This is a genomic window from Methylobacterium nodulans ORS 2060 (genome assembly GCF_000022085.1).
GTDB lineage: Bacteria > Pseudomonadota > Alphaproteobacteria > Rhizobiales > Beijerinckiaceae > Methylobacterium > Methylobacterium nodulans.
This window is the reverse complement of sequence record NC_011892.1, coordinates 325,372-347,353: the sequence shown is the minus strand read 5'-3', so window position 1 is coordinate 347,353 and position 21,982 is coordinate 325,372. Positions and strand designations below refer to the sequence as shown.

General features: G+C 66.4%; 18 protein-coding genes and 3 pseudogenes. 7 read left to right on the top strand and 14 right to left on the bottom strand.

Annotated features, from left to right (window positions below; translation table 11 throughout):
* Positions 1 to 278: 278 nt before the first annotated feature.
* From MNOD_RS37850 to MNOD_RS37840, 3 genes are all read left to right on the top strand, one after another.
* Entirely contained in the window at positions 279 to 1,718 is a 1,440-nt protein-coding gene (locus MNOD_RS37850) for an IS1182-like element ISMno15 family transposase (RefSeq protein ID WP_015934223.1), read from the top strand.
* 207 nt (positions 1,719 to 1,925) lie between these two features.
* Positions 1,926 to 2,948, top strand: coding sequence for an IS110-like element ISMno14 family transposase (locus MNOD_RS37845; protein ID WP_015926997.1), 1,023 nt, complete (start codon positions 1,926 to 1,928; stop codon positions 2,946 to 2,948).
* 594 nt (positions 2,949 to 3,542) lie between these two features.
* Complete coding sequence (locus tag MNOD_RS37840; RefSeq protein ID WP_043753584.1) at positions 3,543 to 3,890, top strand: phage holin family protein; 348 nt, start codon at positions 3,543 to 3,545, stop codon at positions 3,888 to 3,890.
* A gap of 865 nt (positions 3,891 to 4,755) precedes the next feature.
* Here MNOD_RS37840 and MNOD_RS44920 read toward each other — a convergent pair.
* The 4 genes and pseudogenes from MNOD_RS44920 to MNOD_RS37815 all read right to left on the bottom strand — a co-directional run bounded on the left by MNOD_RS44920 (position 4,756) and on the right by MNOD_RS37815 (position 7,703).
* Positions 4,756 to 5,818: pseudogene (locus MNOD_RS44920) on the bottom strand (IS630 family transposase).
* Positions 5,819 to 6,127: 309 nt separating this feature from the next.
* Positions 6,128 to 6,343, bottom strand: coding sequence for a hypothetical protein (locus tag MNOD_RS37825; protein WP_015934220.1), 216 nt, complete (start codon positions 6,341 to 6,343; stop codon positions 6,128 to 6,130).
* A 251-nt stretch (positions 6,344 to 6,594) separates the two neighbouring features.
* Entirely contained in the window at positions 6,595 to 6,987 is a 393-nt protein-coding gene (locus tag MNOD_RS37820) for a PIN-like domain-containing protein (RefSeq protein WP_015934219.1), read from the bottom strand.
* Positions 6,984 to 7,703, bottom strand: coding sequence for a MerR family transcriptional regulator (locus tag MNOD_RS37815; RefSeq protein ID WP_015934218.1), 720 nt, complete (start codon positions 7,701 to 7,703; stop codon positions 6,984 to 6,986). Before MNOD_RS37815 ends, MNOD_RS37820 begins: the two co-directional genes overlap by 4 nt.
* 507 nt (positions 7,704 to 8,210) lie before the next feature.
* On the opposite strand from MNOD_RS37815, the gene MNOD_RS37810 reads away from it, so the two are divergent.
* Positions 8,211 to 8,789 carry a cytochrome P460 family protein gene (locus tag MNOD_RS37810; protein ID WP_015934217.1) on the top strand — a complete coding sequence of 193 codons (579 nt, stop codon included), beginning with the start codon at positions 8,211 to 8,213 and terminating at the stop codon, positions 8,787 to 8,789.
* A gap of 891 nt (positions 8,790 to 9,680) precedes the next feature.
* Here MNOD_RS37810 and MNOD_RS49690 read toward each other — a convergent pair.
* Both MNOD_RS49690 and MNOD_RS37800 read right to left on the bottom strand, forming a co-directional pair.
* Positions 9,681 to 10,475 (bottom strand): annotated as a pseudogene (locus tag MNOD_RS49690) (transposase); the annotation flags it as partial.
* 246 nt (positions 10,476 to 10,721) lie between these two features.
* Positions 10,722 to 11,060 carry a hypothetical protein gene (locus tag MNOD_RS37800; protein ID WP_015934215.1) on the bottom strand — a complete coding sequence of 113 codons (339 nt, stop codon included), beginning with the start codon at positions 11,058 to 11,060 and terminating at the stop codon, positions 10,722 to 10,724.
* Positions 11,061 to 11,219: 159 nt separating this feature from the next.
* On the opposite strand from MNOD_RS37800, the gene MNOD_RS37795 reads away from it, so the two are divergent.
* Together MNOD_RS37795 and MNOD_RS44910 are read left to right on the top strand one after the other, a co-directional pair.
* The gene (locus MNOD_RS37795; RefSeq protein WP_244424845.1) at positions 11,220 to 11,375 is read left to right on the top strand and encodes a hypothetical protein; all 156 of its coding nucleotides are present in this window, start codon (positions 11,220 to 11,222) and stop codon (positions 11,373 to 11,375) included.
* Between the two features lie 57 nt (positions 11,376 to 11,432).
* The gene (locus MNOD_RS44910; protein WP_015934214.1) at positions 11,433 to 11,819 is read left to right on the top strand and encodes a VOC family protein; all 387 of its coding nucleotides are present in this window, start codon (positions 11,433 to 11,435) and stop codon (positions 11,817 to 11,819) included.
* A gap of 216 nt (positions 11,820 to 12,035) precedes the next feature.
* Here the strand turns inward: MNOD_RS44910 and MNOD_RS37790 are convergent, their stop codons facing one another.
* The gene (locus tag MNOD_RS37790; RefSeq protein ID WP_015934213.1) at positions 12,036 to 12,470 is read right to left on the bottom strand and encodes a DUF1801 domain-containing protein; all 435 of its coding nucleotides are present in this window, start codon (positions 12,468 to 12,470) and stop codon (positions 12,036 to 12,038) included.
* 111 nt (positions 12,471 to 12,581) lie between these two features.
* On the opposite strand from MNOD_RS37790, the pseudogene MNOD_RS44905 reads away from it, so the two are divergent.
* Positions 12,582 to 13,529 (top strand): annotated as a pseudogene (locus MNOD_RS44905) (IS630 family transposase).
* Between the two features lie 310 nt (positions 13,530 to 13,839).
* Here MNOD_RS44905 and MNOD_RS37775 read toward each other — a convergent pair.
* The 7 genes from MNOD_RS37775 to MNOD_RS37745 form a co-directional block, all read right to left on the bottom strand.
* Positions 13,840 to 14,031 carry an ArsR/SmtB family transcription factor gene (locus MNOD_RS37775; protein ID WP_050783599.1) on the bottom strand — a complete coding sequence of 64 codons (192 nt, stop codon included), beginning with the start codon at positions 14,029 to 14,031 and terminating at the stop codon, positions 13,840 to 13,842.
* 17 nt (positions 14,032 to 14,048) lie between these two features.
* Positions 14,049 to 15,425 carry an L-serine ammonia-lyase gene (locus MNOD_RS37770; protein WP_015934211.1) on the bottom strand — a complete coding sequence of 459 codons (1,377 nt, stop codon included), beginning with the start codon at positions 15,423 to 15,425 and terminating at the stop codon, positions 14,049 to 14,051.
* Positions 15,426 to 15,541: 116 nt separating this feature from the next.
* On the bottom strand, positions 15,542 to 16,804 hold the full coding sequence (gene glyA / locus MNOD_RS37765) for a serine hydroxymethyltransferase (protein WP_015934210.1): 1,263 nt from the start codon (positions 16,802 to 16,804) through the stop codon (positions 15,542 to 15,544).
* An 18-nt stretch (positions 16,805 to 16,822) separates the two neighbouring features.
* Complete coding sequence (locus tag MNOD_RS37760) at positions 16,823 to 17,329, bottom strand: sarcosine oxidase subunit gamma (protein WP_043753797.1); 507 nt, start codon at positions 17,327 to 17,329, stop codon at positions 16,823 to 16,825.
* A 21-nt stretch (positions 17,330 to 17,350) separates the two neighbouring features.
* Positions 17,351 to 20,350: a sarcosine oxidase subunit alpha gene (locus MNOD_RS37755; RefSeq protein ID WP_015934208.1), complete on the bottom strand. Its 3,000-nt coding sequence runs from the start codon at positions 20,348 to 20,350 to the stop codon at positions 17,351 to 17,353.
* Positions 20,347 to 20,649, bottom strand: a complete 303-nt coding sequence (locus MNOD_RS37750) for a sarcosine oxidase subunit delta (RefSeq protein WP_015934207.1) — start codon at positions 20,647 to 20,649, stop codon at positions 20,347 to 20,349. The genes MNOD_RS37755 and MNOD_RS37750 overlap by 4 nt, the downstream gene beginning before the upstream one ends.
* Positions 20,650 to 20,660: 11 nt before the next feature.
* Entirely contained in the window at positions 20,661 to 21,914 is a 1,254-nt protein-coding gene (locus tag MNOD_RS37745) for a sarcosine oxidase subunit beta family protein (RefSeq protein ID WP_015934206.1), read from the bottom strand.
* Positions 21,915 to 21,982 lie beyond the last annotated feature (68 nt).

Sequence of the window (21,982 nt, the reverse complement as noted above, 5' to 3'; positions counted from 1 at the left end):
GGAGTGGCAGTCACCGGCCGCACCCGTTTCCCTTTGATGTGGCGTCCCGGTCGCTGACCCCGCCGGCCGGCAGGATCAGCCGCCGATCTGCGGGGCTATCCGTCGGAGGCACCGTCGACCCGAAGAGTTAACGGATCGTTACCGGCTCCCCAAACCCACCGGGTGTCTCGTTTGGGTCTGGACCTCTCGCGAGAGATGTCTCGGAAATTCGTAAACCGACCGAGGCTGTGTGAGAACGCCTGATCTGCTAAGCTTGTCACCGCTCTGAGGAGGTCGGGATGACCCGCTTCATCGCAGGTGAGGATCGTCAGCAGGTCACGCTCCTTCCCGATTGCCTGGACGACTACGTCGCCGCGGACAATCCGGTCCGCCTCGCCGAGGCGTTCGTTGACGAACTCGACCTCGCCGCTCTCGGCTGTGCGGGAGCTGTGCCGGAGGCGACCGGCCGTCCGGCCTACGATCCGGCGACGCTGCTCAAGCTCTACCTGTACGGCTACCTCAACCGCATCCCGTCGAGCCGCCGCTTGGAACGCGAGAGCCCGCGCAACCTCGAGCTGATCTGGCTGACCGGCCGGCTGATGCCGGACTTCAAGACCCTGGCCGACTTCCGCAAGAACAATGGACCCGCGATCCAGGCCACCTGCGCGCAATTCGTCGTCCTGTGCCGTCGGCTGAACCTGTTCAGCAAGGCCATCGTCGCGGTCGATGGCAGCAAGTTCAAGGCCGTCAACAACCGCGACAAGAACTTCACGGTGGCCAAGCTCGAGGCCCGTGTGGCCCAGGTCGAGGCGAGCGTCGCCCGCTACCTCGCCGCCCTGGACCGGGCCGACCGCGAGCCAAGCGATGTGGCCGAGGCTCGGACCGCACGGCTCACCGAGAAGATCGCAGCCCTGCGCGAGCAGATGCAGGATCTGCAGGCGATGCGGCAGCGGGTCGAGGAGGCGCCCGACCAGCAGGTCGCGCTGACCGATCCCGACGCGCGCTCGCTGGCCACCCGCGGCAAGGGAACCGGTCTCGTCGGCTACAACGTTCAGGCGGCGGTCGATGTCGAGCACCACCTGATCGTGGCTCACGCCGTGACCAACGTCGGCAGCGATCGGGCCCAGCTCGCCCCGATGGGGGTCCTGGCGCAGGAGGCGACCGGCTGCGAGCCGATTACGGTGCTGGCCGACCGGGGCTACCTCAACGGCGATCAGGTGCTGGTCTGCGAGGGCACCGGAGTGCTGCCGTGCGTGCCCAAAACCTTGACTTCGGGCAACGTCAAACGCGGGCTCTTCACCGGGCAGGACTTCATCTACGACGCTCAGAAGGACCACTACACCTGTCCTGCCGGTCAGCATCTGACGAAGGCCCCCGCCCGATCCGATCGTCGGGACGAGATCGACCATTATCGCAACCGGACGGCGTGCCCGGCCTGCGCGCTCAAGCCTCGCTGCACGACGGAGGCGGCGCGGCGGATCAAGCGGTGGGTGCACGAGGGCGTGCTCGATGCGATGCAGGCGAGGCTTGATGGGATGCCGGACGCGATGAAGGTCCGCCGCCAGACCGTGGAGCACCCATTCGGCACGCTGAAGGCCTGGATGGGGGCTACGCACTTCCTGACCCGAACGCTAGCGAAGGTCAGAACCGAGATGAGCCTCCAGGTTCTCGCCTACAACATGAAGCGGATGATCCAGATCTTCGGGGTCGGAGCGCTGATCACGGCGATCCGGGCCTAAGCCCCGTACGCGCGAGCCCGCCGCCAAGGCTCACCCATGAGCCACGTCGACAAAACCCGCGTTCTCACACATGGGGTAATCGCGGGAGCGTTCCCCCTCGGGCCGGAGTGACGCGGCCTACAATGGAAGCGGTGGTTGTTCCCCGGCAGGATGAAGTTGCGGGCTCACGACTGGACGCCGGGCCCATGCATCGAGCGGAGAACAACCATGGGTGAGTATATCGGTCTCGACGTGTCCCTGAAAGAGACGGCGCTCAGCGTGCGGCGGGACGGCAAGCGTGTTTGGCGCGGCAGGTGCGCTTCCGATCCTGCCGTCATTGCCAGGGTGCTGCGCAAGCATGCGCCCGAAGCCCAACGGATCGTATTTGAGACGGGTCCTTTGTCAGTTTGGTTCTACCACGCGCTGCGCGCCGAAGGCTTGCCAGCGATCTGCATCGACGCGCGCCATGCCAAGGCCGCGCTCGACATGGCCGCCAACAAAACCGACGCCAACGATGCCGACGGGCTGGCCCATCTGGCCGAGGTCGGCTTCTTCCGCGAAGTGCGGGTGAAGGGATACGACAGCCTGCTCGTGCGAACGCTTGTCGCCGCGCGCAGCAAGCTCGTGCAGGTGACGACCGAGCTATCCAATCAGATCCGCGGCCTGATGAAGACGTTCGGCTTGATCGTGCCGGGCGCAAAGGGCGGATCGTTCGAGGCGGAGGTTCGACGTCTCCTGTCGGGCGATCACGGTCTGGCTCGCGTCATCCTTCCGCTGCTTGAGGCCTGGAACGCGGTTCGCCGTCGAGCAGCGGAGCTCGGACGCCAGCTTCTGGCCGGTGCACGGCAGAGCCAAGCCTGCCAGCGGCTGATGGCGATTCCCGGGATCGGGGCGATCACCGCGACCGCCTTCGTGACCGCGATCGAGGATCCCGCCAACTTCCGATCGTCCCGCTCCGTCGCCGCCTGGTTCGGGTTGACGACGCGGCGCTATCAGTCGGGCGAGGTCGACTATGACGGGCATATCTCCCGGAGAGGAGACGCCCATATGCGAGGGCTTCTCTACGAGGCGGCGACCGTTCTCCTGACGCGTAGCCAGGTGGACAGCGACCTGCGAGCCTGGGGACTGAAGCTGCGCGAGCGGCTCGGCTTCAAGCGCGCCGCCGTGGCGGTCGCGCGCAAGCTGGCCGTCGTCATGCACGCCATGCTGAAGTCCGGCCACTCCTACCGTGCGAAGGCTGCCATGGCCTGATCCCAGAACACCCCAGCTTGTCGCGTCCCGAAGGCGCGTCGAGGCGTCCCTGCCGGGACGTGGGCGAACCATTCCGCCTAGGCTGTTGCACCGTGAGATCCAGACCGGTCCATCGAGTGCGCTTCACACATCGGAAGGTTCATCCTGCGAAGCCCCATCATGCGGCGGCTCATGCCGACCGCGAAGACGACCGTGCTCCCGGCAAACGACGGCCCGACAATCCAAAAAGGACTTGCTTTATGCGAGGCGATTAGACGACAGCCTGGCACGCGAGGCGATCAGCCTCTTTCAGGTACGGCAATCTGGGGGCGAGGTCGGGATCCTGTTTGTACCGGGTCCGTGACCCGGCTCTCCGGAGGAGTAATGTCTGTGGTGGCCTGCCCCTGATCCAAGCGGGATGTCGACTGAGGTATACCCATACGGCACCGACGCAGGCGCACGGCAGCACGAAAAACGCCGGCTCGGGATAGGGGGCCCAGGCATGTCCGCGCAGCCCACGTGCGCCGGTAACTGAAAAGGAAGCCGCAGCACCGGAACAGCATGAACCCAAAATGATTGTCATGCCGGAACTCGGTAAGTTTTGGCGGCGGGGCGATGGAGCAGGCGGATCAAGCCGAGGCAGAACCCCGGAAAAGCAGCGGTAGGCTGATATTGGATGCTGCACAGCAAGCGTCTGATTTGGCGGTCAGGGAATTCGCACTGATGAAGGTTGAGCTCGACAAGATTAGCCGCACGGTCGCGATCTTATGCTCTTTCTTCGGAGGCGGTGTGGCGCTTCTGTGCTGTGGCGCCTTCCTGTTCCTCGTAGCCGCCGTCAAGTTCTTGGTGTGGCTTATAGGATCGGAGGTGCTCGGGGTCGTCATTGTCGCCATGCCCTTCATCATTATCGCCGCGGGCTTGGGTTACTGGGGTGCCAGCAAGATGCTGTCCATCGGCCATTGACGGGATGGTCCACGCTAGTGGTACAAATCAGACGAATGATGCCCACTGTCACTGATTGTTAAGATTGGATGATAGCGCAGTGAAATCCATTGCATACTGAAGCAGCTGTCAGACAACAAGCTTCAAGCTGAAGGACAAAGCACATGAAGTGGCGGCCGGGGGGATTTCGCTCCTCAATAAGCGATTGACAAGCTTGAGCACAGTGAGCCATAATGCTCCCGATAATGATGATGAGCAGAATTGCTATGAGAGGCTGAAAACAAGAAAAGCCCGCCACAGTAAACCGGGCGGACGAAGTCAGCTCGTAGACGATTGGCACTAGAAGTACACGCTTCAGGCGGCTAGACAATCCTGCCGTTTGGATTAGGCCAGTGCGGTTTGCATGTTGCACGGCCCCAGCTCATCCACCCAACTCACGGCACGCTGGACGTGAGCGCCCGTCGTCGCCGGAAGTGCGCCTGCACGCGTGAGGCCGGCCCCGTTCGCATAAGCCCGGTATGGTGTGTAGAAGGCCCGCCACGGCGAGAGTGGCCGGACGGGTGAGGTAAGCTCAGAATGACGTGGGCAGAAACAATCACGTCTGCCCTGTAGAGCGGATGGGACAGCGCTGCCCCGCCGCTGATCGGGGGATCCAATCGTCGCCTGCTTCACCCGCGTGGGTAGGACTGTACTTGGCCGAACACTGCAGACAAGGAACCATTCGGATTACCCCGATGGTCGGCAGGATAGCCGCATCAGCGGCGCGCGTAGGTAGTCGCCGCCTATCGTGAGGCTGGACGGCCCTCGCGCGCGTGAGGCCGGGCCATGCGCATCAGCGGGAGTATGAGACACTTATACCAACTCTCATTGATCAGAACCCATGGGCTCAGGCGCGCAGTCCGATGGAGATGATGCGCCAGGGCTGGTCGATCAGGTTGTTCCAGGCATGGCAGCAGTGGTCGAGAATGGTCTCGTAGGAGACGTAGATCCGGTTGCCGAGCCAGTTCTCGCGCATGAACTGCCAGAGGGTCTCGACCGGGTTCAGCTCGGGCGAGCGCGCCGGCAGCGGCCGCAGGGTGATGTTGCCTGGGACCGCGAGTTTTCTGGTCGTGTGCCAGCCGGCCTGATCGAGCACAAGCACGGCGTGCGCGCCGGGCGCGACGGCCGTGGCGATCTCGGCCAGGTGCCGGTTCATCGCCTCGGTGGTGCAGCGGGGCATGACGAGCCCGGCTCCCGTGCCGCGGGCCGGGCAGATCGCCCCGAAGAGGGAGGCGGACGCGGTGCGCTGGTCCTTCGGGGCCGCGGGGCGCGTGCCCCGGCGCGCCCCGCGGCGGGTGATCGTGTTCGTCTGGACAACCCGAGCCTCGTCGGCGAACCAGACCTCTATCGGCTTGCCGCCCGTGGCCTGTGCGATCTGCGCCAAGCGGGCGGGAAAGGCTTTTTCAACGCGTCGGCGGCGGCCGGATCCTGGGCGTGATGGCGGGGACGGGCCGAGAGTTTGCGATAGCCCATCGCCCGCAGCACGCAGCTCAGCGTCGGCGCGGAGACCGCGACGCCGTGGTCCTCGAACAGGATCTGGACCAGATCGACCAGCCGCCAGCGCATCACCCCGTGGGCGGCCGGCATCGGCCCCTGCTCGACCAAGGTGCGCAGCGCCTCCCGCTGCTGTGCGTTCAGGCGTGGGCGCGCACCGGGGGCCTTGCCGTCGATCAGCTGAAGGCCAGGCCCCAGTCCCGCACCGTCTGCAGCACGACGCCGCCCAGCGCAGCTGCCTCTGTGCGTGACCCGCCCGCGTAGATCGCCGACAGCACCAGCAGCCGGCGGGTCTGGGCCGGATCGCGCGACGCTTTGGCCAAACGCCGCAGGGCCTCGGCGTCAAAATCCGGCCGCAGCGGGACAGGAGCGGCCATGCCATCCTCCTTTGGCGTCAAGCCAGAGGACAGAATCACGACCCGTTGCCCGCCGCTACCCAGCGTGAGGCCTGCTCAACGAGGGTTGGTATTAGAAGAGGAACAAGAATACAGTAACACAAGAGTACGTTGGTGTCCTGCTCTTTCAGCGGAAATCACCAAATGATCATCTCCCTCAACCTGACGATCGACAGAAGCAGTCCAGCCGTGCCGCGATCATCTCCCTCAACCTGACGATCGACAGAAGCAGTCCAGCCGTGCCGCCGCAAAGGCTTGAGAAGATGCTCTTCTGCGTCTCAGTTGAGGATGGCGAGACGGGGGTTTTGATCTGCATTCATGTGGACCAAGCTATTCGGCCTCTCCTAAGGCCGCAAGCGTGAGTAGGATCGCCGTCCATACCAGGAGTCGTTGCGCCTCATCTTGAAGTCCTCTCGAGACGCCATTGGCGGTCTCGCGTGGCCCGAGCGCTGGGTCGGCCATGTAGGCCGACACGGCGGCGTCGAGTTGCTCGAGCGGGACGATGTTGCGGGCGATCAGGGTGCCGACGGTGGAGGTGTCAGTCATGCACGCCTGCTACGAGCGCCGAGGCAAGGCGTTCATCCGGACAATCGGACGGCGGAAGCTCATGTCCATGATCTGCCAAGGCTTGCCGGTTGGGGGCTGATCTGACGGATGGGGGTTTCAGCGCTCGTCGCCGTCTTGGCTACCAGTAACCGGCGTACCGTGCTCGGCTCCCGGACTGACCCGCGATCTCGATGCCTCGAGCTCCCGGCAGCGGGCATGCGAGAGACCGAGGACGACGCGGAGCCGCATTGCTACAGCGGTGCGATCTTCATGCTCGACATATGAATCTCGTACATCGCCCCCGGCGCACTGCCTGCGGCGAAGGTTTCGATCCCCTCCCAATTCGCGAGGATCCGCTCCGCTTGCTTAATAAGAGGAGCCTTCAATAAACCTGGTGCGAGGAAGAAACCTACAGAACGTGAGGATCTAAAAACGTGATACTCCGCTTTCTTCTTCTTAATGGCTCGACCACCAGAGATGACGACCCATCGTCCTTGTTTGCTCAGGTCCGGGATCCAGTCGATGTCCTTCACCGCGGGACCATAGAGGTCTCGAATGTGGACGATCTCGTGTTCTCCGGCGAACAAGCCATTCAGGCCGCACGCGAGCGCCTTAGGAAGGTTCTCGTCGATGAGGACCTTCACGCTGCCAACAGGGACTCTTCGAACTTCACGGCACCGCGGACGACTGAGGGCGCGACCTCATAGAGGCGCGCCACCCGATCGACGGAGCCTTCGGCCTTCACGGCTTCCGCGAGAGCGATCGTCGAAACGCCGTAATCAGCAGCAATCGGCTGGCCGAAGGCGCGCTGCGGATCGATGACGATCGAGTCCTTCCCGTGGAACGGTCGCCAACGGGCAACGACGTCATCGTCGATGTCGAGATCCCTGAAGGTTCGCTCCATCACGGCCTTGATGACGTATTGACCCTGCTTCAGGTCGAGGAACTCGCTCGCCTCCGAGGCCTTCAGGCTCTCAAGGAAGATTGTTCGACCATCAGTCCGAAACCGCGGGGTCGAGAAAGGCCGGTCGTCCTGGACGCACTTCCGTGCGTAATCCAGGCAGCTCCGGATCACGCGGAGGTCGAGCCCCTCCTTCACGAAGGCGTTCACGAAGCGGAGCTCGATCAAATCCCGGAAGCCAAGCTCGAGGCGATCATCCTCAGTCACTGGGAGCTCTGGTGTCCAGAGGGGCGGCATCTGCCCAGGCTTGCCGCCGGACTTGAAGGAGTACCCGCCAAGCCAACGGTTGATGTTGCGCGCCGGCATGCGCAGCAGGCGCGCGGCCTCCGGGACGGTGTAATAACCGATCCCGAGCGGGGGCGCCTCCGGGGCGTGCGAACTGGTGCGCTGGTGCAACATGGCCGTGTCCGCTCAGATGTAGCGTATCGCTACGCCGGCCGCCACGAAATCTGCCGATGAGACACCTCGTGGGGGCTGATCAAGCCCTGGTGGGCTCCCATGGTCAAATAAGCCCGCATTTCCCAAATGCGCACGCCGTGGGGTGACCTGGAGGACCGAATTTTGGTTATCCTAAAGGGAGTAGTCGGGCTCAGCGGAACTGGAGATGGACGGTGCAGCGGGTGAAGAAAACGATGCCGCTCTCCGGGTCACGTTCGATCCCGCCTGAAGCTGGAGTTCGACGCCACGCCACTTTCGCGCCGCGGCGGAAAGGTATATCCTATTCACCTGAGTTAAAGTCCTGCGTCGGACTCAGGCTCCCGACGATTTGTCGACGTCGCTCCTGTACCGCGTGCTCGCGTAACCCCGAGGGAGGAGCACATGGACAGCCGCACGGTCGCTCCGCCATCGCTCAACGACCTGCCGCATCCCGCGCAAGTTCCAAAGCGCCTTCATCAGGAGGGAGCCATGACCAACAGGCCTTCTTCGCCTTCCCGCGGTTTACGAGCCGTTTCAGCCGCCGCATTTGGATTGGTGCTCGCCGTCTTGGGTGGGATCGCCCTTGCCCAGCAGGACAAGTACACCTTGAAAGTGCCGGGTGGGCTCGCGTTCTCCGAGTTCAAGGGATACGGAGGCTGGCCGGTTGTTTCCACCAGTCAGAACGACAAGCTCGTCGCTGTGATCCTCGCCAATCCCGAGATGATTGAGGCCTACCGGGCCGGCATTCCGGACAACGGCAAGCCTTTCCCAGACGGCGCCAAGATGGCGAAGATCCATTGGACCCCGAAGAAGAACCAGTACTTCCCGGATACGACGGTGCCGGGCACCCAGCATGACGTGGACTTCATGGTGAAGGACAGCAAGAGGTTTGCGGATAGCGGTGGCTGGGGATGGGCCGCGTTCAAGTATGACGCCGCGTCCGACACGTTCGCGCCCAGCACCGAGGCCGATCAGCCGCCGCAGGCGAACGACGCCAAGTGCGGGTTCGCATGCCACACGATCGTGGAGACAAGGGATTACGTTTTTACGGAGTACGGAAAGAGGTGACTGGGCACAGGAATGTCATTACTGCCTTCTGCTCCGATGGTGCCTCCGCACGGCCGGATGGCACGTAGCGAACCTGCATGCCTCGACCACCACGCCCCCCAATTCTGCTCCGTGAGGTCCGCAAGGCTCAGCTGACGCTCTTCGTCTGCTGCCCGATTTGCAAGCACACCGCCAACATCCCGACGATGCAGCTGCGCCTGCGGAACGATCTGGACATGAATCAGGTCGGGCACCGGATGCGCTGCACGAGCTGCGGCCGGCGGGGTGGGATAACCGTCTATCCCGACGAACAAGGGTGGGTGCGCTGCCTGCGGAAAACGGGCCTGTCGCAAACGCGATCGCGCCGGCATTCACGGGTCGTTAGGCATACCCACCGAGCTTGCCGTCTCCGCTCCGGAGCCGGCCCATGATCCTCACCGCCCTCGCCCTCACGCTGAAGCGCCAAGCCCGCGGCGACTTCAAGGCTCGGCACTCGCATGTTTCGCATGCCGCCCTGCGGGTCCGGGCGCGTCAACGAAACCTCTGAGGACCGCTGCGTCAAGCCTGTTCTATTGAGTGCTGGTCGTCATCGTCCCGGTCCCCCCTCGTGTTGGCATTCCGGGGTGCCGAGGTGGAGCTCCGCGCGGCGAGGGTGCCCTCGCCAACCTCGTATCCGGCGGGACGGTGTCCGCGCCACGATCCCTCATTCGGGTCGGAGGAGTTCCGAGGCGAGTGGCGCCACTCTCCAGCATCGGCGCTGTCAGGCAGCCCACGCTTCGTCCCGGCCGCCGCTCCCTCGGTCCCACCGAGCCAGTTCCGCCCGGCGGGTCTGGCCCGATCCGTCGATCCGCATTCGCCGGGGCTCCGCCGGCCCGTTTCCCTCCCACCGTGCCGCTCTGGGGATTCCCACCGTCAGGCCGGCTTCAGCTCCATCCCCTGCGGCCCGGCGCCGTCCTGGAGGTATCGCCAGAGCGCGATCAGGAGCTTTCCGGCCAGTGCGACGATCATGACCTTGCGCAGCCGGCCGCGACAGCCGCCCAGGCGATCGTAGAACCAGCGCGCGCGCAGCCTGGCTGGTAGCGCAACCACATCCAGGCGCGTTCAACGCGCCTCGCGCGCAGCCGCCTGTTGCCGTCCTTGCCGATCCCCTGCTCGCGTTGCATGCCGCCGCTGCTGTAGGGCGTCCCGGTCAGCCCAGCGTAGGAGCCGAGCGCGCGGGCGTTGGATCAGGTTGAGGCGATCGAGGAGGCGCTCGATCTGCGCCCGAGCGTGGGGAGGAAGAGGCTGGCCGAGGGCGGTGCGCACCTGCTCCAGCCGCTCGCGGCCGTCGCGCCGGAGCGGGTTGTACTCGCCCGCGCCGAGCACGGTCAGCCCCGCCTCGATCCGGTTAACGATGGCCACCCGCGCGCGGCTCAACGCCTCGCGCTCGCGCCTGGGGCGGCGGGCCTCCCCGGTGACCTCGTCCGGCCCCGGCACCATGGATCAAACCCGCGGCTCGCCGCGCAGCCAAGCCAGGAGGGTGCGCAGCAGCATGTCCGCGTCGATGCGGTCGGACTTGGCCCGGCGCATGCGGCGGTCCACCGGCACGCTGGAGGGTTGCATGACGTGCACCTCAATACCATGCTGCCGCAGCCAGCGCGCAAGCCAGAAGCCGCTCCCGCCGGACTCGTAGGCGACGATGACGGGCGACACGGAATGGGTGGACGCGCTCTACCCCGCTGGTCGTGAGTCGACCTCCTGATCGCGGAAGCCTACACGGCCGAGCGGCCCGTTCGATATCATCTCGACTGGGCCACGCTGCGGAAGCACCTGCCTGCCATGGCCGCGAAGTCCATCCTGCTCACGCACATGAGCCCGGACATGCTCGACCGCATACCGGAGGGTTGCACGGCGGCCGAAGATGGAGGTGTGATCCTCCTGTGACGGTACCTCGCGCGTCACTTCAGAGGACCTTCAGCCCTTCAGGCGCTTGTTGCACTCCGAGTAGTAGCCGCCGCCCTTCTGGATCCAGTTCAGGCCGCCGTTGCCGGCGCCGCCCGCGGCCTTGTTGGCGTTGTCCTGATCCAGGCACGTCTTCTGCCGGGCCTTGCCGGCGGACTCATGAGCGTACTTGGGCGAGATCGCGGTGGGGAAGATCGCGCCGCCAGGCGCGGCCGTGACTGGCTTCTGAGCAGGGGCCGGCTTTGGGGCGAGCCCGGCTCCGATTGGCAGGCCAACGGTGGCGCCCGGTTGCGCAAGAGCCGGGCCGGTGAGCGCAGCGACGACGGTCAGAGAGAGTGTGGTCAGGCGCATGGGTACAGGCCTTGATAGAAGGCCGACCCTAGCAGCACGGACCTGAACGGCTTCCTTGACCGGCTACCTGGAACAGTATGTTTACTATTTGTTCTCATAAGGGCAGTCGGCGGCGCGCGGGTCACTTGCCTCGCCCACTACCCCTTCGTGATCGTGCGCGTGGCTTGCGGGATCTGCGCCTCCCGGCGGGGCTCGTATCGCCTCGCCCGGCTCGCGGAGACGTTCGGCGCTGACACGCCCCTGGAGCGGGTGCTGGAGGGCATCGTGGCCGACTGTTCATATCCGCCGCCGGACAAGGTGCGCGGGAACCAGTAAGCAGTTACAACGCCGACAGATTTTGAAATAAGATCCTCACGAAACGGAGCATGCAACATGGATCCGGTTGTTCATTTCGAAATGCCCTATGAGGACCGTGACCGTATGGTCCAGTTCTACGAAAGCGCATTCGGCTGGAAGGCACAGAAACTTGGCCCAGAAATGGGCAATTATGTCATCGTCACGACAGCCAACGCTGACGTCAAGCCAGATGCCCCACGGGGTTCTATCAACGGAGGATTTTGGGAGAAGAGAGCCGATTGGCCGGCACAGGTTCCTGCTATTGTCATCGGTGTGGGCGACATTAGGGGCACAATGGAGAAAATTCTGCGTGCCGGTGGCAAGATCCTAGGAGATCCTATGCAGATTCCCGGCGTCGGAGAGTATGTGTCGTTTCTCGATACCGAGGGAAATCGGGCTAGCTTGCTTCAACCTTCCATGTGAACGGCCGAAGAAAGTGCCTCGCGCGAGGAGATAGCTCAGCCTCCTCGCGCAATAGGGTATACCCTATCAGACGCAAGTGTCTCGTAAGAGCTTCTGTGAGACATCTGAGACACGGCTTTCCGCTCTGCTCCTATGCGGCTCTTCGGATGAGGCCTATGCTCGAACATCCGCTTTTCTATGCTGATCACGCATATCGGCTGCGGGTGGAATCGGATGTCAGCGACTGTTTGTATTCAGCGCCACGGCCGCGCGGATGAGCGCCTTCAACGCCGTTTCGTCGATCTGGACACCTTTTTCGATATCAATCGCGCGTCTGATGTTGCTTTCAAGGCTGGAGTTGAAGAGGCCTGACGGATCATCAAGCAAAGCGCCCTTCGCGAACGTCAGCTTCACTTTATCTTTGTAAATCTCGCCGGTGCAGATGATCCCCGCGTGCGACCAGACCGGGACACCGGCTGGATTAGATGGCTTGCGCCATTTCACCTCCTCGATGACATCGAGGTCGGCCTCGCGGATGAGATTGCGGATGCGCGCGAGCATCTCGCCGCGCCAATCGGCCAGCTCCGTAATCTTGACGTCAATCAGCTGAGATGCAGTCTTCGCATCCTTGGCGGCCGTTGCATCTGCAACCTCGGTCTTCTTGTCGGCCATATCACGATCCTGCCCAAGCGGTTCACCACCTAGAGCATTTTCTGTTCAGCTTGCAATTGCACTGCTGGCTTCCCAGCTGTGCTCAGGAGTGACGCGCTGGAGGGAGAAGCGATGCCCGCCGCCCTGTCTGCCGACCTGCGTGCCCGCGTGGTCGCCGCCCTGGAGGAGGGCTTGTCCTGCTCGCAGGTCGCGGCGCGGTTCGGCGTGAGCGCGGCCAGCGCCAGCCGCTGGCGCGCCAAGGCGCAGCGCACCGGCTCGCCGGCTCCTCATCCCATGGGCGGTGATCGGCGGTCCGCCCGCCTGGACGAGCACGCGCCCTTCCTGCTCGACCAGGTCGCCCAGAAGCCCGATCTCACCCTGGCTGACCTTCAGGCCAAGCTGCGCGAGCGCGGGGTGACGGCGGCGCTCGGCACGATCTGGCGCCTGCTGTCCCGCCACAAGCTGACCTATAAAAAAAGACGGCGCCTGCTGAGGAGCAGCAGCGCGAGGACGTAGGCGCCGCGCGGGAGGCGTGGTTCGCGGGCCAGCTCGATCTCGACCCGGAGCATCTGGTCTTCCTGGACGAGACCGCCGCCCCCACCAAGATGGCGCGCCTGCGCGGCCGCGCCGCACGGGGCGAGCGCTGCCGGATGGCGGTGCCGCTCGGGCACTGGGCGACCACCCCCCCTGGTGATGGGGCTGCGCGCCAGCGGCTTGGTCGCGCCGCAGACGCGCCGCGGGGCGATGACCGGGACGGCCGTCCGGGCTTATGTGCAGCAGGTTCTCGCTCCGGTGCTGCGTCCGGGCGATGCGGTGATCCTCGACAACCTACCGGCTCACAAGGTGGCGGGCGTGCGCGAAGCGGTCGAGGCGGTGGGTGCGCAGCTGCTCTACCTGCCGGCCTACTCGCCGGACTTCACTCCGATCGAGAAGGTGTTCGCCAAGCTCAAGGCTTTGCTGCGCAAGGCAGCGGCCCGCAGCGAGGCGGCCCTGCAGACGGCGATCCAGCGCATCCTGCGCTGCTTCATGCCCAAGGAATGCCGCCGCTCCATCGCAGCGGCCGGCTATGACGCCGATTGACCATGAGCCTCTGCCATTGCTACTTGAACAGAAAACGCACTAGAAAACGATCGGATACTGTTGGCGAATTCCGATCAGGCCCGCCGCGGAGCCCGTGACGGGACCAGCCTCACGACCGTGCAATGGCTGCGCCAGACGCCCGGCCGAAGAGCCACCCGAATTCGCAACAGTATCCGACCGTTTTCTTTACAAACCTGACTGCTCACTCACAATTTATCGTAGCGATCACTTGAGTGTAAAGAAAATACTTCAGAAAATATACTGCCCGAAAAATCGTCTCATGAAACTATCTTGGCGGACATCGTCTGCGTCAGAACTCCGGATCTGAAGCACGGCCGGAGACGCGGAGGGCGTCCGCCCACAGCTCGTCGAGCCACGCGTGGATGGCCCGGATCCCGCGCTCCTCGAGGCGGTAGATGCGCCGCGTGCCCCGAACGGTGTCGGTCACGAGGCCAGCGTCCTTCAGCACGCGCAGGTGCTGGGACACGGCCGGTCGCGTCACCTGTCAAGGCGCATGGGTCAGCACTCCGGGAGGTTGACGGCGAGACCGCCGGTCGAGGTTTCCTTGTACTTCACGCTCATATCGAGGCCAGTCTGGCGCATGGTCTCGATGCAGGCATCGAGGGGCACGATGTGGATGCCGTTGCTCCGGAGTGCGAGCGAGGCGGCGGCGACGGCCTTGATGGCGCCGAGACCGTTGCGCTCGATACAGGGAACCTGGACGAGGCCACGCGCCGGATCGCAGGTCATGCCGAGGTGATGCTCCAGCGCGATCTCGGCGGCGTTCTCGATCTGGGCGTTCGTCCCTCCGAGGGCGGCGCAGAGGCCGGCGGCGGCCATGGCGGCGGCGGAGCCGATCTCGCCCTGGCAGCCGACCTCGGCGCCGGAGATCGAGGCGTTGGTCTTGATGATTCCGCCGATGGCGGCGGCGGTCAGCAGGAAATCGCGGACGCCCTCGTGGGACGCGCCGACGACGTGATCGCGGTAGTAGCGGATCACTGCCGGCACCACCCCGGCGGCGCCGTTGGTGGGAGCGGTGACGACGCGGCCGCCGGCGGCGTTCTCCTCGTTCACCGCCATCGCGTAGACCGAGAGCCAGTCGTTGACGGTGTGAGGCTGGGCGGCGTTGGTGCCACGCTCGGCAAGGAGCGCCTGGTGGATGGCGCGGGCGCGGCGGCGGACGTTGAGGCCGCCGGGAAGCGTGCCCTCGGTGGCGAGGCCACGGTCGATGCAGGCGTCCATGACCGACCAGATGCGATCGAGACCGGCGTCGAGACCGGGGCCTTCGTTGGCGCGCTTCATCGCGGCGATGGGCAGGCCGGAGGTTTCGCCCATGGCGAGCATCTCGGCGGCGGTGGCGAAGGGGTAGGGGCGCGGGGTGGGGTCGGGGGCGGCGTCGCGGTGCTCGAGCTCGCGCTCGGTCAGGACGAAGCCGCCGCCGATCGAGTAGTAGGTCTCGGCGAGGTGGAGGTTGCCGACGGCGTCGAAGGCACGCAGGACCATGCCGTTGGCATGGCCGGGCAGCGGCGGGCCGTAGTCGAAGACGACGCCCTTGTCGGGATCGAAGGCGATGAGGCCGAGACCGGGGACGTCGATGTGGCCCGTGGCCCTGAGGGCGGCCTCGCGGCGCTCGGCGTCGTCGGGGTCGAGGGTCTCGGGGCGGAAGCCGAGAAGGCCGAGGATGACGGCGCGGTCGGTGGCGTGGCCCTTGCCGGTGAAGGCGAGACTGCCGTGCAGCGACGCCTCAAGCCGGGCGGGAGCGCCGGAGCCGGGCACGCTGTCCCGGCCCTCGCGGAGAGCATCGAGGAAGCGGGCAGCGGCGAGCATCGGGCCCATCGTGTGCGAGCTCGAGGGACCGACGCCGATCTTGAAGATGTCGAAGACGCTCAGGAACATCGGGCTTCCAAGGGTGGGCGATGTGCGGGAGCCGCAAGCCTGCGGCTCCCGTCAAGCTATTGATATGGATTGATTTTCCAAGGGCCATCAACGGCCCGCAAGGGAAGGTCGACCCCTCAGCCGGCGTAGATCGGATGGGCGGCGCAGACGCGGCGGACCTCGGCCAACACCTCGGCCTCGACGGCTGCGTCGCCCTCGGGGCCGCTGACCGCGAGGGCCTCGACGACTTTCAGGACCAGCTGACCGACGCGGATGAATTCAGCCTCACTGAGGCCGCGGGTGGTGCCGGCGGAGGTGCCGAGGCGGATGCCGGAGGTGACGAACGGCTTCTCCGGGTCGAAGGGGATGGCGTTCTTGTTGCAGGTGAGACCAGCCCGCTCCAGCGCCCGCTCGGCGTCGCGGCCCTTCACCCCCTTCGGACGCAGGTCCACGAGCACCATGTGGCAGTCGGTGCCGCCGGAGACGATGTCGAGGCCGCCAGCCTTCAGCGTCGCGGCCAAGGCCCGGGCGTTGGCGATGACGCGGGCGGCGTAGTCGCGGAAGGACGGCTGCAGCGCCTCGCCGAAGGCGACGGCCTTGGCGGCGATGACATGCATCAGCGGGCCGCCCTGGTTGCCGGGGAAGACCGCGGAGTTGAGTTTTTTCGCGAGCGCTTCGTCGTTCGTCAGGATGATGCCGCCGCGGGGCCCGCGCAGCGTCTTGTGGGTGGTCGAGGTGGTGATGTGGGCATGCGGCACCGGGTTCGGGTAGAGCCCGGCGGCGATCAGGCCGGCATAATGCGCCATGTCGACCATGAGGTACGCGCCGACCTCGTCGGCAATGGCGCGGAAGCCGGCGAAGTCGATCTCGCGCGGGTAGGCCGAGGCACCGGCGACGATGAGCTTCGGCCGGGTCTCGAGCGCACGGGCGCGGACGGCCTCCATGTCGATCAGCTGGTCGGACTCGCGGACTTGGTAGTCGACGACGTCGAACCATTTGCCTGACATGGTGACGGACGAGCCATGGGTGAGGTGGCCGCCATGGGCGAGGGACAGGCCCATGATGCGGTCGCCGGGCTGGAGGAGCGCGAGAAACACGGCCTGGTTGGCCTGGGCGCCGGAATGGGGCTGGACATTGGCGTAGGCGGCGCCGAACAGCCGCTTCACCCGGTCGATGGCGAGGGTTTCGACCTCGTCCACGTATTCGCAGCCGCCGTAGTAGCGTTTGCCGGGGTAGCCCTCGGCGTATTTGTTGGTCAGGACGGAGCCCTGGGCGATGAGCACGTCGCGGGAGACGATGTTCTCCGAGGCGATCAGCTCGATCTGGTTCTGCTGGCGGCCCAGCTCGCGGCCGATGGCGGCGGCGACGGCGTTGTCAGAGAGGCGGGCGGTGTCGAGCATGGGCGTTTCCCTAAGGTCTCAGAGTCCGACCGCGAGTTCGCGGGCGGCGAGATCGAGGAGGGCGCGGACGTGCGGCGCGAAGGAGCGCCAGACAGTCAGGTGGAAGCGGTCGCCGGCCTCGCGGGTAAGGACGATCTGCACAGTGTCGAAGACGGTGCGGGTGCCGGAGCCTGTCGGCATCCGCGCGAGGTCGAGCGGGCAGCCGGTGGCGAGCAGGTCGAGGACCGCGGGGCCTTCGAGCCGATAGGTGACCTCGCGGTCCGAGACCTCGACGGCGCTCATCGCAATGCGCGTCGCGAGGTCGGCCAGGGTGGCCGTAAGCGCGCCGGCCTCGGCTCCGGGCGCTTCGATCAGCCACTCGTCGGGGCCGAGGCAGAGGGCGCTACGGTTGCCCGTGGCCGTGCGGGCGCCGATCTTCGCCGGGAGAGCGAGGGCGGGCGCGGCGCCGGGATCGGCGAGGCGCAGCGAGATCCGGGTGGCGGGCGGCAACTCGGCGATCGCCACCGGGGCGAACTGGGCATTCATGACGTTCACGGGCGCTTCCTCTCAGACGCTGAGGCGGGTGCCTTCGGGGTCGTAGAACACGGTGCTCTTGACGACGCGGGCCTTGAGAATCCGGTCCGGCATCGGGATGTGCAGCATCTCCCCGTCGCGGGCGCGGCCGTCGGCGATGACGGCCATGGCGATCGAGCGGCCGAGCGCCTCGCTCCAGTAGGAGGAGGTCACGTGGCCGAGCATGGTCATCGGCTTCGGCTGGTTCGGGTCGGCGACGATCTGGGCGCCTTCCTGGAGGATTGTCTTCGGGTCCTCGGTCAGGAGACCGACGAGCTGCTTGCGGCCCTTCGCCACCATGTCGGGGCGGACGAGCGAGCGCTTGCCGACGAAATCATGCTTGGCCTTGCCGATCGCCCAGGAGAGGCCAGCGTCGTCCGGGGTCAGCGTGCCGTCGGTGTCCTGGCCGACGATGATGTAGCCCTTCTCGGCGCGCAGCACGTGCATGGTCTCGGTCCCGTAGGGACAGATGTCGTACTGCCGCCCGGCAGCCATCAGCTTCTCCCAGAGGGCGCGGCCGTGGCGGGCGGGGACGTTGACCTCGAAGCCGAGCTCGCCGGTGAAGGAGACGCGGAAGAGCCGGGCCGGGAAGCCGGCGACCGTGCATTTCGCCACCGACATATGCGGGAAGGCGGCGTCGGAGAGGTCGAGACCCTTCACCAGCGGCTCGAGCAGTTTACGGGCGTTCGGGCCGTTCAGCGCGACGGTCGCCCATTGCTCGGTGGTGGAGGTGAGCCAGACCTTGAGGTCGGGCCACTCGGTCTGGAGGTAGTCCTCCATCATGGTGAGGACGCGCGCCGCGCCACCGGTCGTCGTCGTGACGTGGAAGCGGTCGGCGGCGAGGCGGCCGATGACGCCGTCGTCACGGATGAAGCCGTCCTCGCCCAGCAGCAGGCCATAGCGGCAGCGGCCGATTCCGAGCTTCGCCCAGGGGTTCGTGTACATCCGCTCCATGAAGGTGACGGCGTCCGGGCCGACGACCTCGATCTTGCCGAGCGTCGAGGCGTCGAAGATGCCGAGCGAGGCGCGGGTGGCACGGCACTCGCGGGCGACCGCCGCATGCATGTCCTCGTCCGCCTTCGGGAAGTACCAGGCGCGGCGCCAGAGGGAGACCGGCTCGAAGACCGCGCCGTTGGCCTCGGCCCAGGGGTCGATGGGCGTCTTGCGCGTGACCTCGAAAGTGGCGCCCTGGTGGTAGCCGGCGAAGGTGCCGAAGGTCGTCGGCGTGTAGGGCGGCCGGAAGGTGGTCAGGCCGACCTGCGGCGGCTGTTTGCCGAGCGCGTCGGCAGCGATCATCAGGCCGTTGATGTTCGACATCTTGCCCTGATCGGTCGCCATGCCGTTGGTGGTGTAGCGCTTCACGTGCTCGATCGAGCGCATGCCCTCGCGGACGGCGAGGCGGATGTCCTTGGCGGTGACGTCGTTCTGGAAATCGATGAAGGCCTTGGCGGCGGCCGGGTTGCGGTCGGTCGGGAGCTCCTTGAGCGTGATGCCCGAACCGGTGCGGTCGGCGGTGACGCGGTGGGCCTGCGCCTCGGCCGCGCGGCCGGCGTCGCGGGCGGCCCGCGCTCCGGCGGCGGCGCCGTCGGTGAGCGCGGCGGCGATGCCCCAGAGGCCGCGGCCGGCACCGGCGATGTGGACGGCCTCGGACTTCTTGTCCGCCAGGAACGCCTGCAGCGTCTCGTCCCAGGCGAGGCTGCCCTTGGTATGGGAGAAGAGGTGCAGGCACGGGGTCCAGCCGCCGCACATCAGCACCGCGTCGCAGGCGATGCGGCGGGCGGCGCCGGCCTTGCCGTTCCGGACCGGGTTGACGCGGAGGGACTTCACCCGCAGGCGGCCCTCGGTCCCGGTGACGGTGTGGCCGAGCAGGAGCTCGATCCCCAAGGCGCGGGCTTTGTCGGTCAGGGCCAGATCCACGATCGGGCGGATGTCGACGATGGCCACGGGTTTCGCACCGGCCTCGGCGAGGTCGAAGGCGGCGTACCATGCGCTGTCGTGGGCGGTGACGATCGCGGTCCGGTCGCCGACCCTCACGCCGTAGCGGTTGAGGTAGGTCTGCGCGGCGCCGGCCAGCATGACGCCCGGGCGGTCGTTGCCGTCGAAGACCAGCGGCTTCTCCAGCGCGCCCTGGGCGAGCACGACCTGGCCGGCGCGGACCTTCCAGAGCCGCTCGCGCGGGGCGTCGGCGGGTGGGGCGGCGAGGTGGTCGGTGAGCCGCTGGGCGAGGCCGACGAGGTTCTGGTGGTAGTAGCCGATCGCCGTCGTCCGAGTCATGACGGTGACGTTCGGCAGCGCGGCCAGTTCGGCGAGGGTGGCGGCGAGCCAGTCCCAGGCCGGCTTGCCGTCGATGGCGACGGCGGGTTCGGACAGGAGGCTGCCGCCCGGCTCGGCGGTCTCGTCGACAAGCATGACGGACGCGCCGGAGCGGCCGGCGGCGAGCGCCGCAGCGAGGCCGGCGGGGCCGGCGCCGACGATAAGCACGTCGGTATGGGCGAAGCGGCTGGCATAGCGGTCGGCATCGGGCTCGGTGGGCGAGACGCCGAGGCCGGCGGCGTTGCGGATCACCGGCTCGTAGACGCGGTCCCAGAAGGCGCGGGGCCACATGAACGTCTTGTAATAGAAGCCGGCCGAGAACAGCGAGCCCAGCCGGTCATTGATGGACCCGACGTCGAAGGCGAGCGAGGGCCAGCGGTTCTGGCTCGTCGCCACGAGGCCGTCGCGGAGTTCCTGGATCGTGGCGCGGGTGTTCGGCTCGAACCGGCCAGGGCCGCGGTGGGTGCCCAAGAGCGCGTTCGGCTCGTCCGAGCCGGCGGAGACCACGCCGCGGGGCCGGTGGTACTTGAAGGACCGGCCGATCAGGTGGACGCCGTTCGCGAGCAGCGCCGAGGCGAGGGTGTCGCCGGCAAGTCCCTGGTAGTCCTTGCCGTCGAAGCTGAAGCGGATCGGGCGCCGATGATCGACGCGGCCGCGGTTCGGGAGGCGGTGGCTGGTCATTCGGTCCCTCCCGTGAGGCTCGCGAGGTCGGGGCGGGGCTCACCCGCCTTGTAGGTGAGAAGGAAGCGGTCGGAGACGGTCTCGCGCACCGCGTTGAAGAAGCGGCCGCAGCCATTGACGTGGCGCCAGCGCTCGAAGTGGTGGCCGCGCGGGTTCGAGCGGATGAACAGGAAGTCGCGCCACTCCTCGTCGGTGAGCTTCGAGGGGTCCTGCGGCCGCGCGATGTGGGCTTCACCTGCGTAGGCGAATTCGAGTTCCGGGCGGTCTTCGCCGCAATAGGGGCAACGGATCAGCAGCATGGGGCGGGTCCTCAGTGAGCGACGGCGGCCGCGGCCGCCTCGTCGATCAGCCGGCCGGTGGTGAAGCGCTCGAGGGTGAACGGGGCGTTGATCGGATGCGGCTCGTCCTTAGCGACCGTGTGGGCGAGGACATGGGCCGCGCCCGGCGTCGCCTTGAAGCCGCCGGTGCCCCAGCCGCAATTGACGTAGAGGCCGGGCACCGGGGTCTTCCCGATGATCGGCGAGCGGTCGGGCGTCACGTCGACGATGCCGCCCCACTTGCGCAGCATGCGCATGCGCCGGAAGATCGGAAAAATCTCGCAGATCGCTGCGAGCGTGTGCTCGATCAGCGGCAGGCCGCCGCGCTGGGAGTAGCTCACATACTGGTCGGTGCCGGAGCCGATGACGAGCTCGCCCTTGTCGGACTGGCTGATATAGGCGTGCACCGAGTTCGACATGACGACGCAGGGGAAGATCGGCTTCACCGGCTCGGAGACGAGCGCCTGCAGCGGGTAGGATTCGAGCGGCAGCCGGACGCCCGCGGTTTCCATGACGACCGAGGTATGGCCGGCGGCGGAGACCGCGACCTTCTTCGCGCCGATGAAGCCCTTGGCCGTCTCGACGCCGATCACCCGTCCGTCGGGGCCGCGGCGGATCGCCGTCACCGGGCAGTTCTGGATGATGTGGACGCCGCGTGCGGCCGCGGCGCGGGCATAGCCCCAGGCGACGGCGTCGTGCCGGGCGGTGCCGGCACGGCGCTGCAGCGCCGCGCCCATGACCGGGTAGCGGGCCGAGGGCGAGATGTCGAGCGGCGGGCAGAAGCGCTTCGCCTCCTTGGCGCTGAGCCACTGGTTGTCGACACCGTTCAGGCGGTTCGAGTGAACGTGGCGCTGGAAGGACTGCACGTCGTGGACGTTGTGCGCGAGCATCATCACGCCGCGCTTGGAATACATGACGTTGTAGTTCAGATCCTGGGACAGAGTCTCCCAGAGGTCGAGGGCGTGGTCGTAGAGGCGCGCGCTCTCGTCGTAGAGGTAGTTCGAGCGGATGATCGTGGTGTTGCGGCCCGTGTTGCCCCCGCCGAGCCAGCCCTTGTCGATCACCGCGACGTTGGTGATGCCGTGCTCCTTCGCGAGGTAGTAGGCCGCGCCGAGGCCGTGCCCGCCGGCGCCGACGATCACCACGTCGTAGGCGGCTTTCGGCTGCGCGTCCGGCCACTGGGGCGTCCAGTGCTTCTGGCCGGTCAGCGCGCCCCTGATGACCTGCGCGAAGGAGAAATGCGTCATGCGGCCCCCCGAAGTTTCTGGGTGCTGCATGCCGGATCCGGACGAATCGGGGCTGAACGGATCCGTCA

Bases quoted from the DNA above. Each gene is read 5' to 3' on its own strand.
- MNOD_RS37745 (WP_015934206.1), bottom strand. From the start codon at position 21,914: ATGACGCATTTCTCCTTCGCGCAGGTCATCAGGGGCGCGCTGACCGGC.
- MNOD_RS37800 (WP_015934215.1), bottom strand. From the start codon at position 11,060: ATGCGCCTGACCACACTCTCTCTGACCGTCGTCGCTGCGCTCACCGGC.
- MNOD_RS37825 (WP_015934220.1), bottom strand. From the start codon at position 6,343: ATGACTGACACCTCCACCGTCGGCACCCTGATCGCCCGCAACATCGTC.
- MNOD_RS37815 (WP_015934218.1), bottom strand. From the start codon at position 7,703: ATGTTGCACCAGCGCACCAGTTCGCACGCCCCGGAGGCGCCCCCGCTC.
- MNOD_RS37750 (WP_015934207.1), bottom strand. From the start codon at position 20,649: ATGCTGCTGATCCGTTGCCCCTATTGCGGCGAAGACCGCCCGGAACTC.
- MNOD_RS37760 (WP_043753797.1), bottom strand. From the start codon at position 17,329: ATGAATGCCCAGTTCGCCCCGGTGGCGATCGCCGAGTTGCCGCCCGCC.
- MNOD_RS44910 (WP_015934214.1), top strand. From the start codon at position 11,433: ATGGATCCGGTTGTTCATTTCGAAATGCCCTATGAGGACCGTGACCGT.
- MNOD_RS37790 (WP_015934213.1), bottom strand. From the start codon at position 12,470: ATGGCCGACAAGAAGACCGAGGTTGCAGATGCAACGGCCGCCAAGGAT.
- MNOD_RS37755 (WP_015934208.1), bottom strand. From the start codon at position 20,350: ATGACCAGCCACCGCCTCCCGAACCGCGGCCGCGTCGATCATCGGCGC.
- MNOD_RS37850 (WP_015934223.1), top strand. From the start codon at position 279: ATGACCCGCTTCATCGCAGGTGAGGATCGTCAGCAGGTCACGCTCCTT.
- MNOD_RS37770 (WP_015934211.1), bottom strand. From the start codon at position 15,425: ATGTTCCTGAGCGTCTTCGACATCTTCAAGATCGGCGTCGGTCCCTCG.
- glyA (WP_015934210.1), bottom strand. From the start codon at position 16,804: ATGCTCGACACCGCCCGCCTCTCTGACAACGCCGTCGCCGCCGCCATC.
- MNOD_RS37845 (WP_015926997.1), top strand. From the start codon at position 1,926: ATGGGTGAGTATATCGGTCTCGACGTGTCCCTGAAAGAGACGGCGCTC.
- MNOD_RS37810 (WP_015934217.1), top strand. From the start codon at position 8,211: ATGACCAACAGGCCTTCTTCGCCTTCCCGCGGTTTACGAGCCGTTTCA.
- MNOD_RS37840 (WP_043753584.1), top strand. From the start codon at position 3,543: ATGGAGCAGGCGGATCAAGCCGAGGCAGAACCCCGGAAAAGCAGCGGT.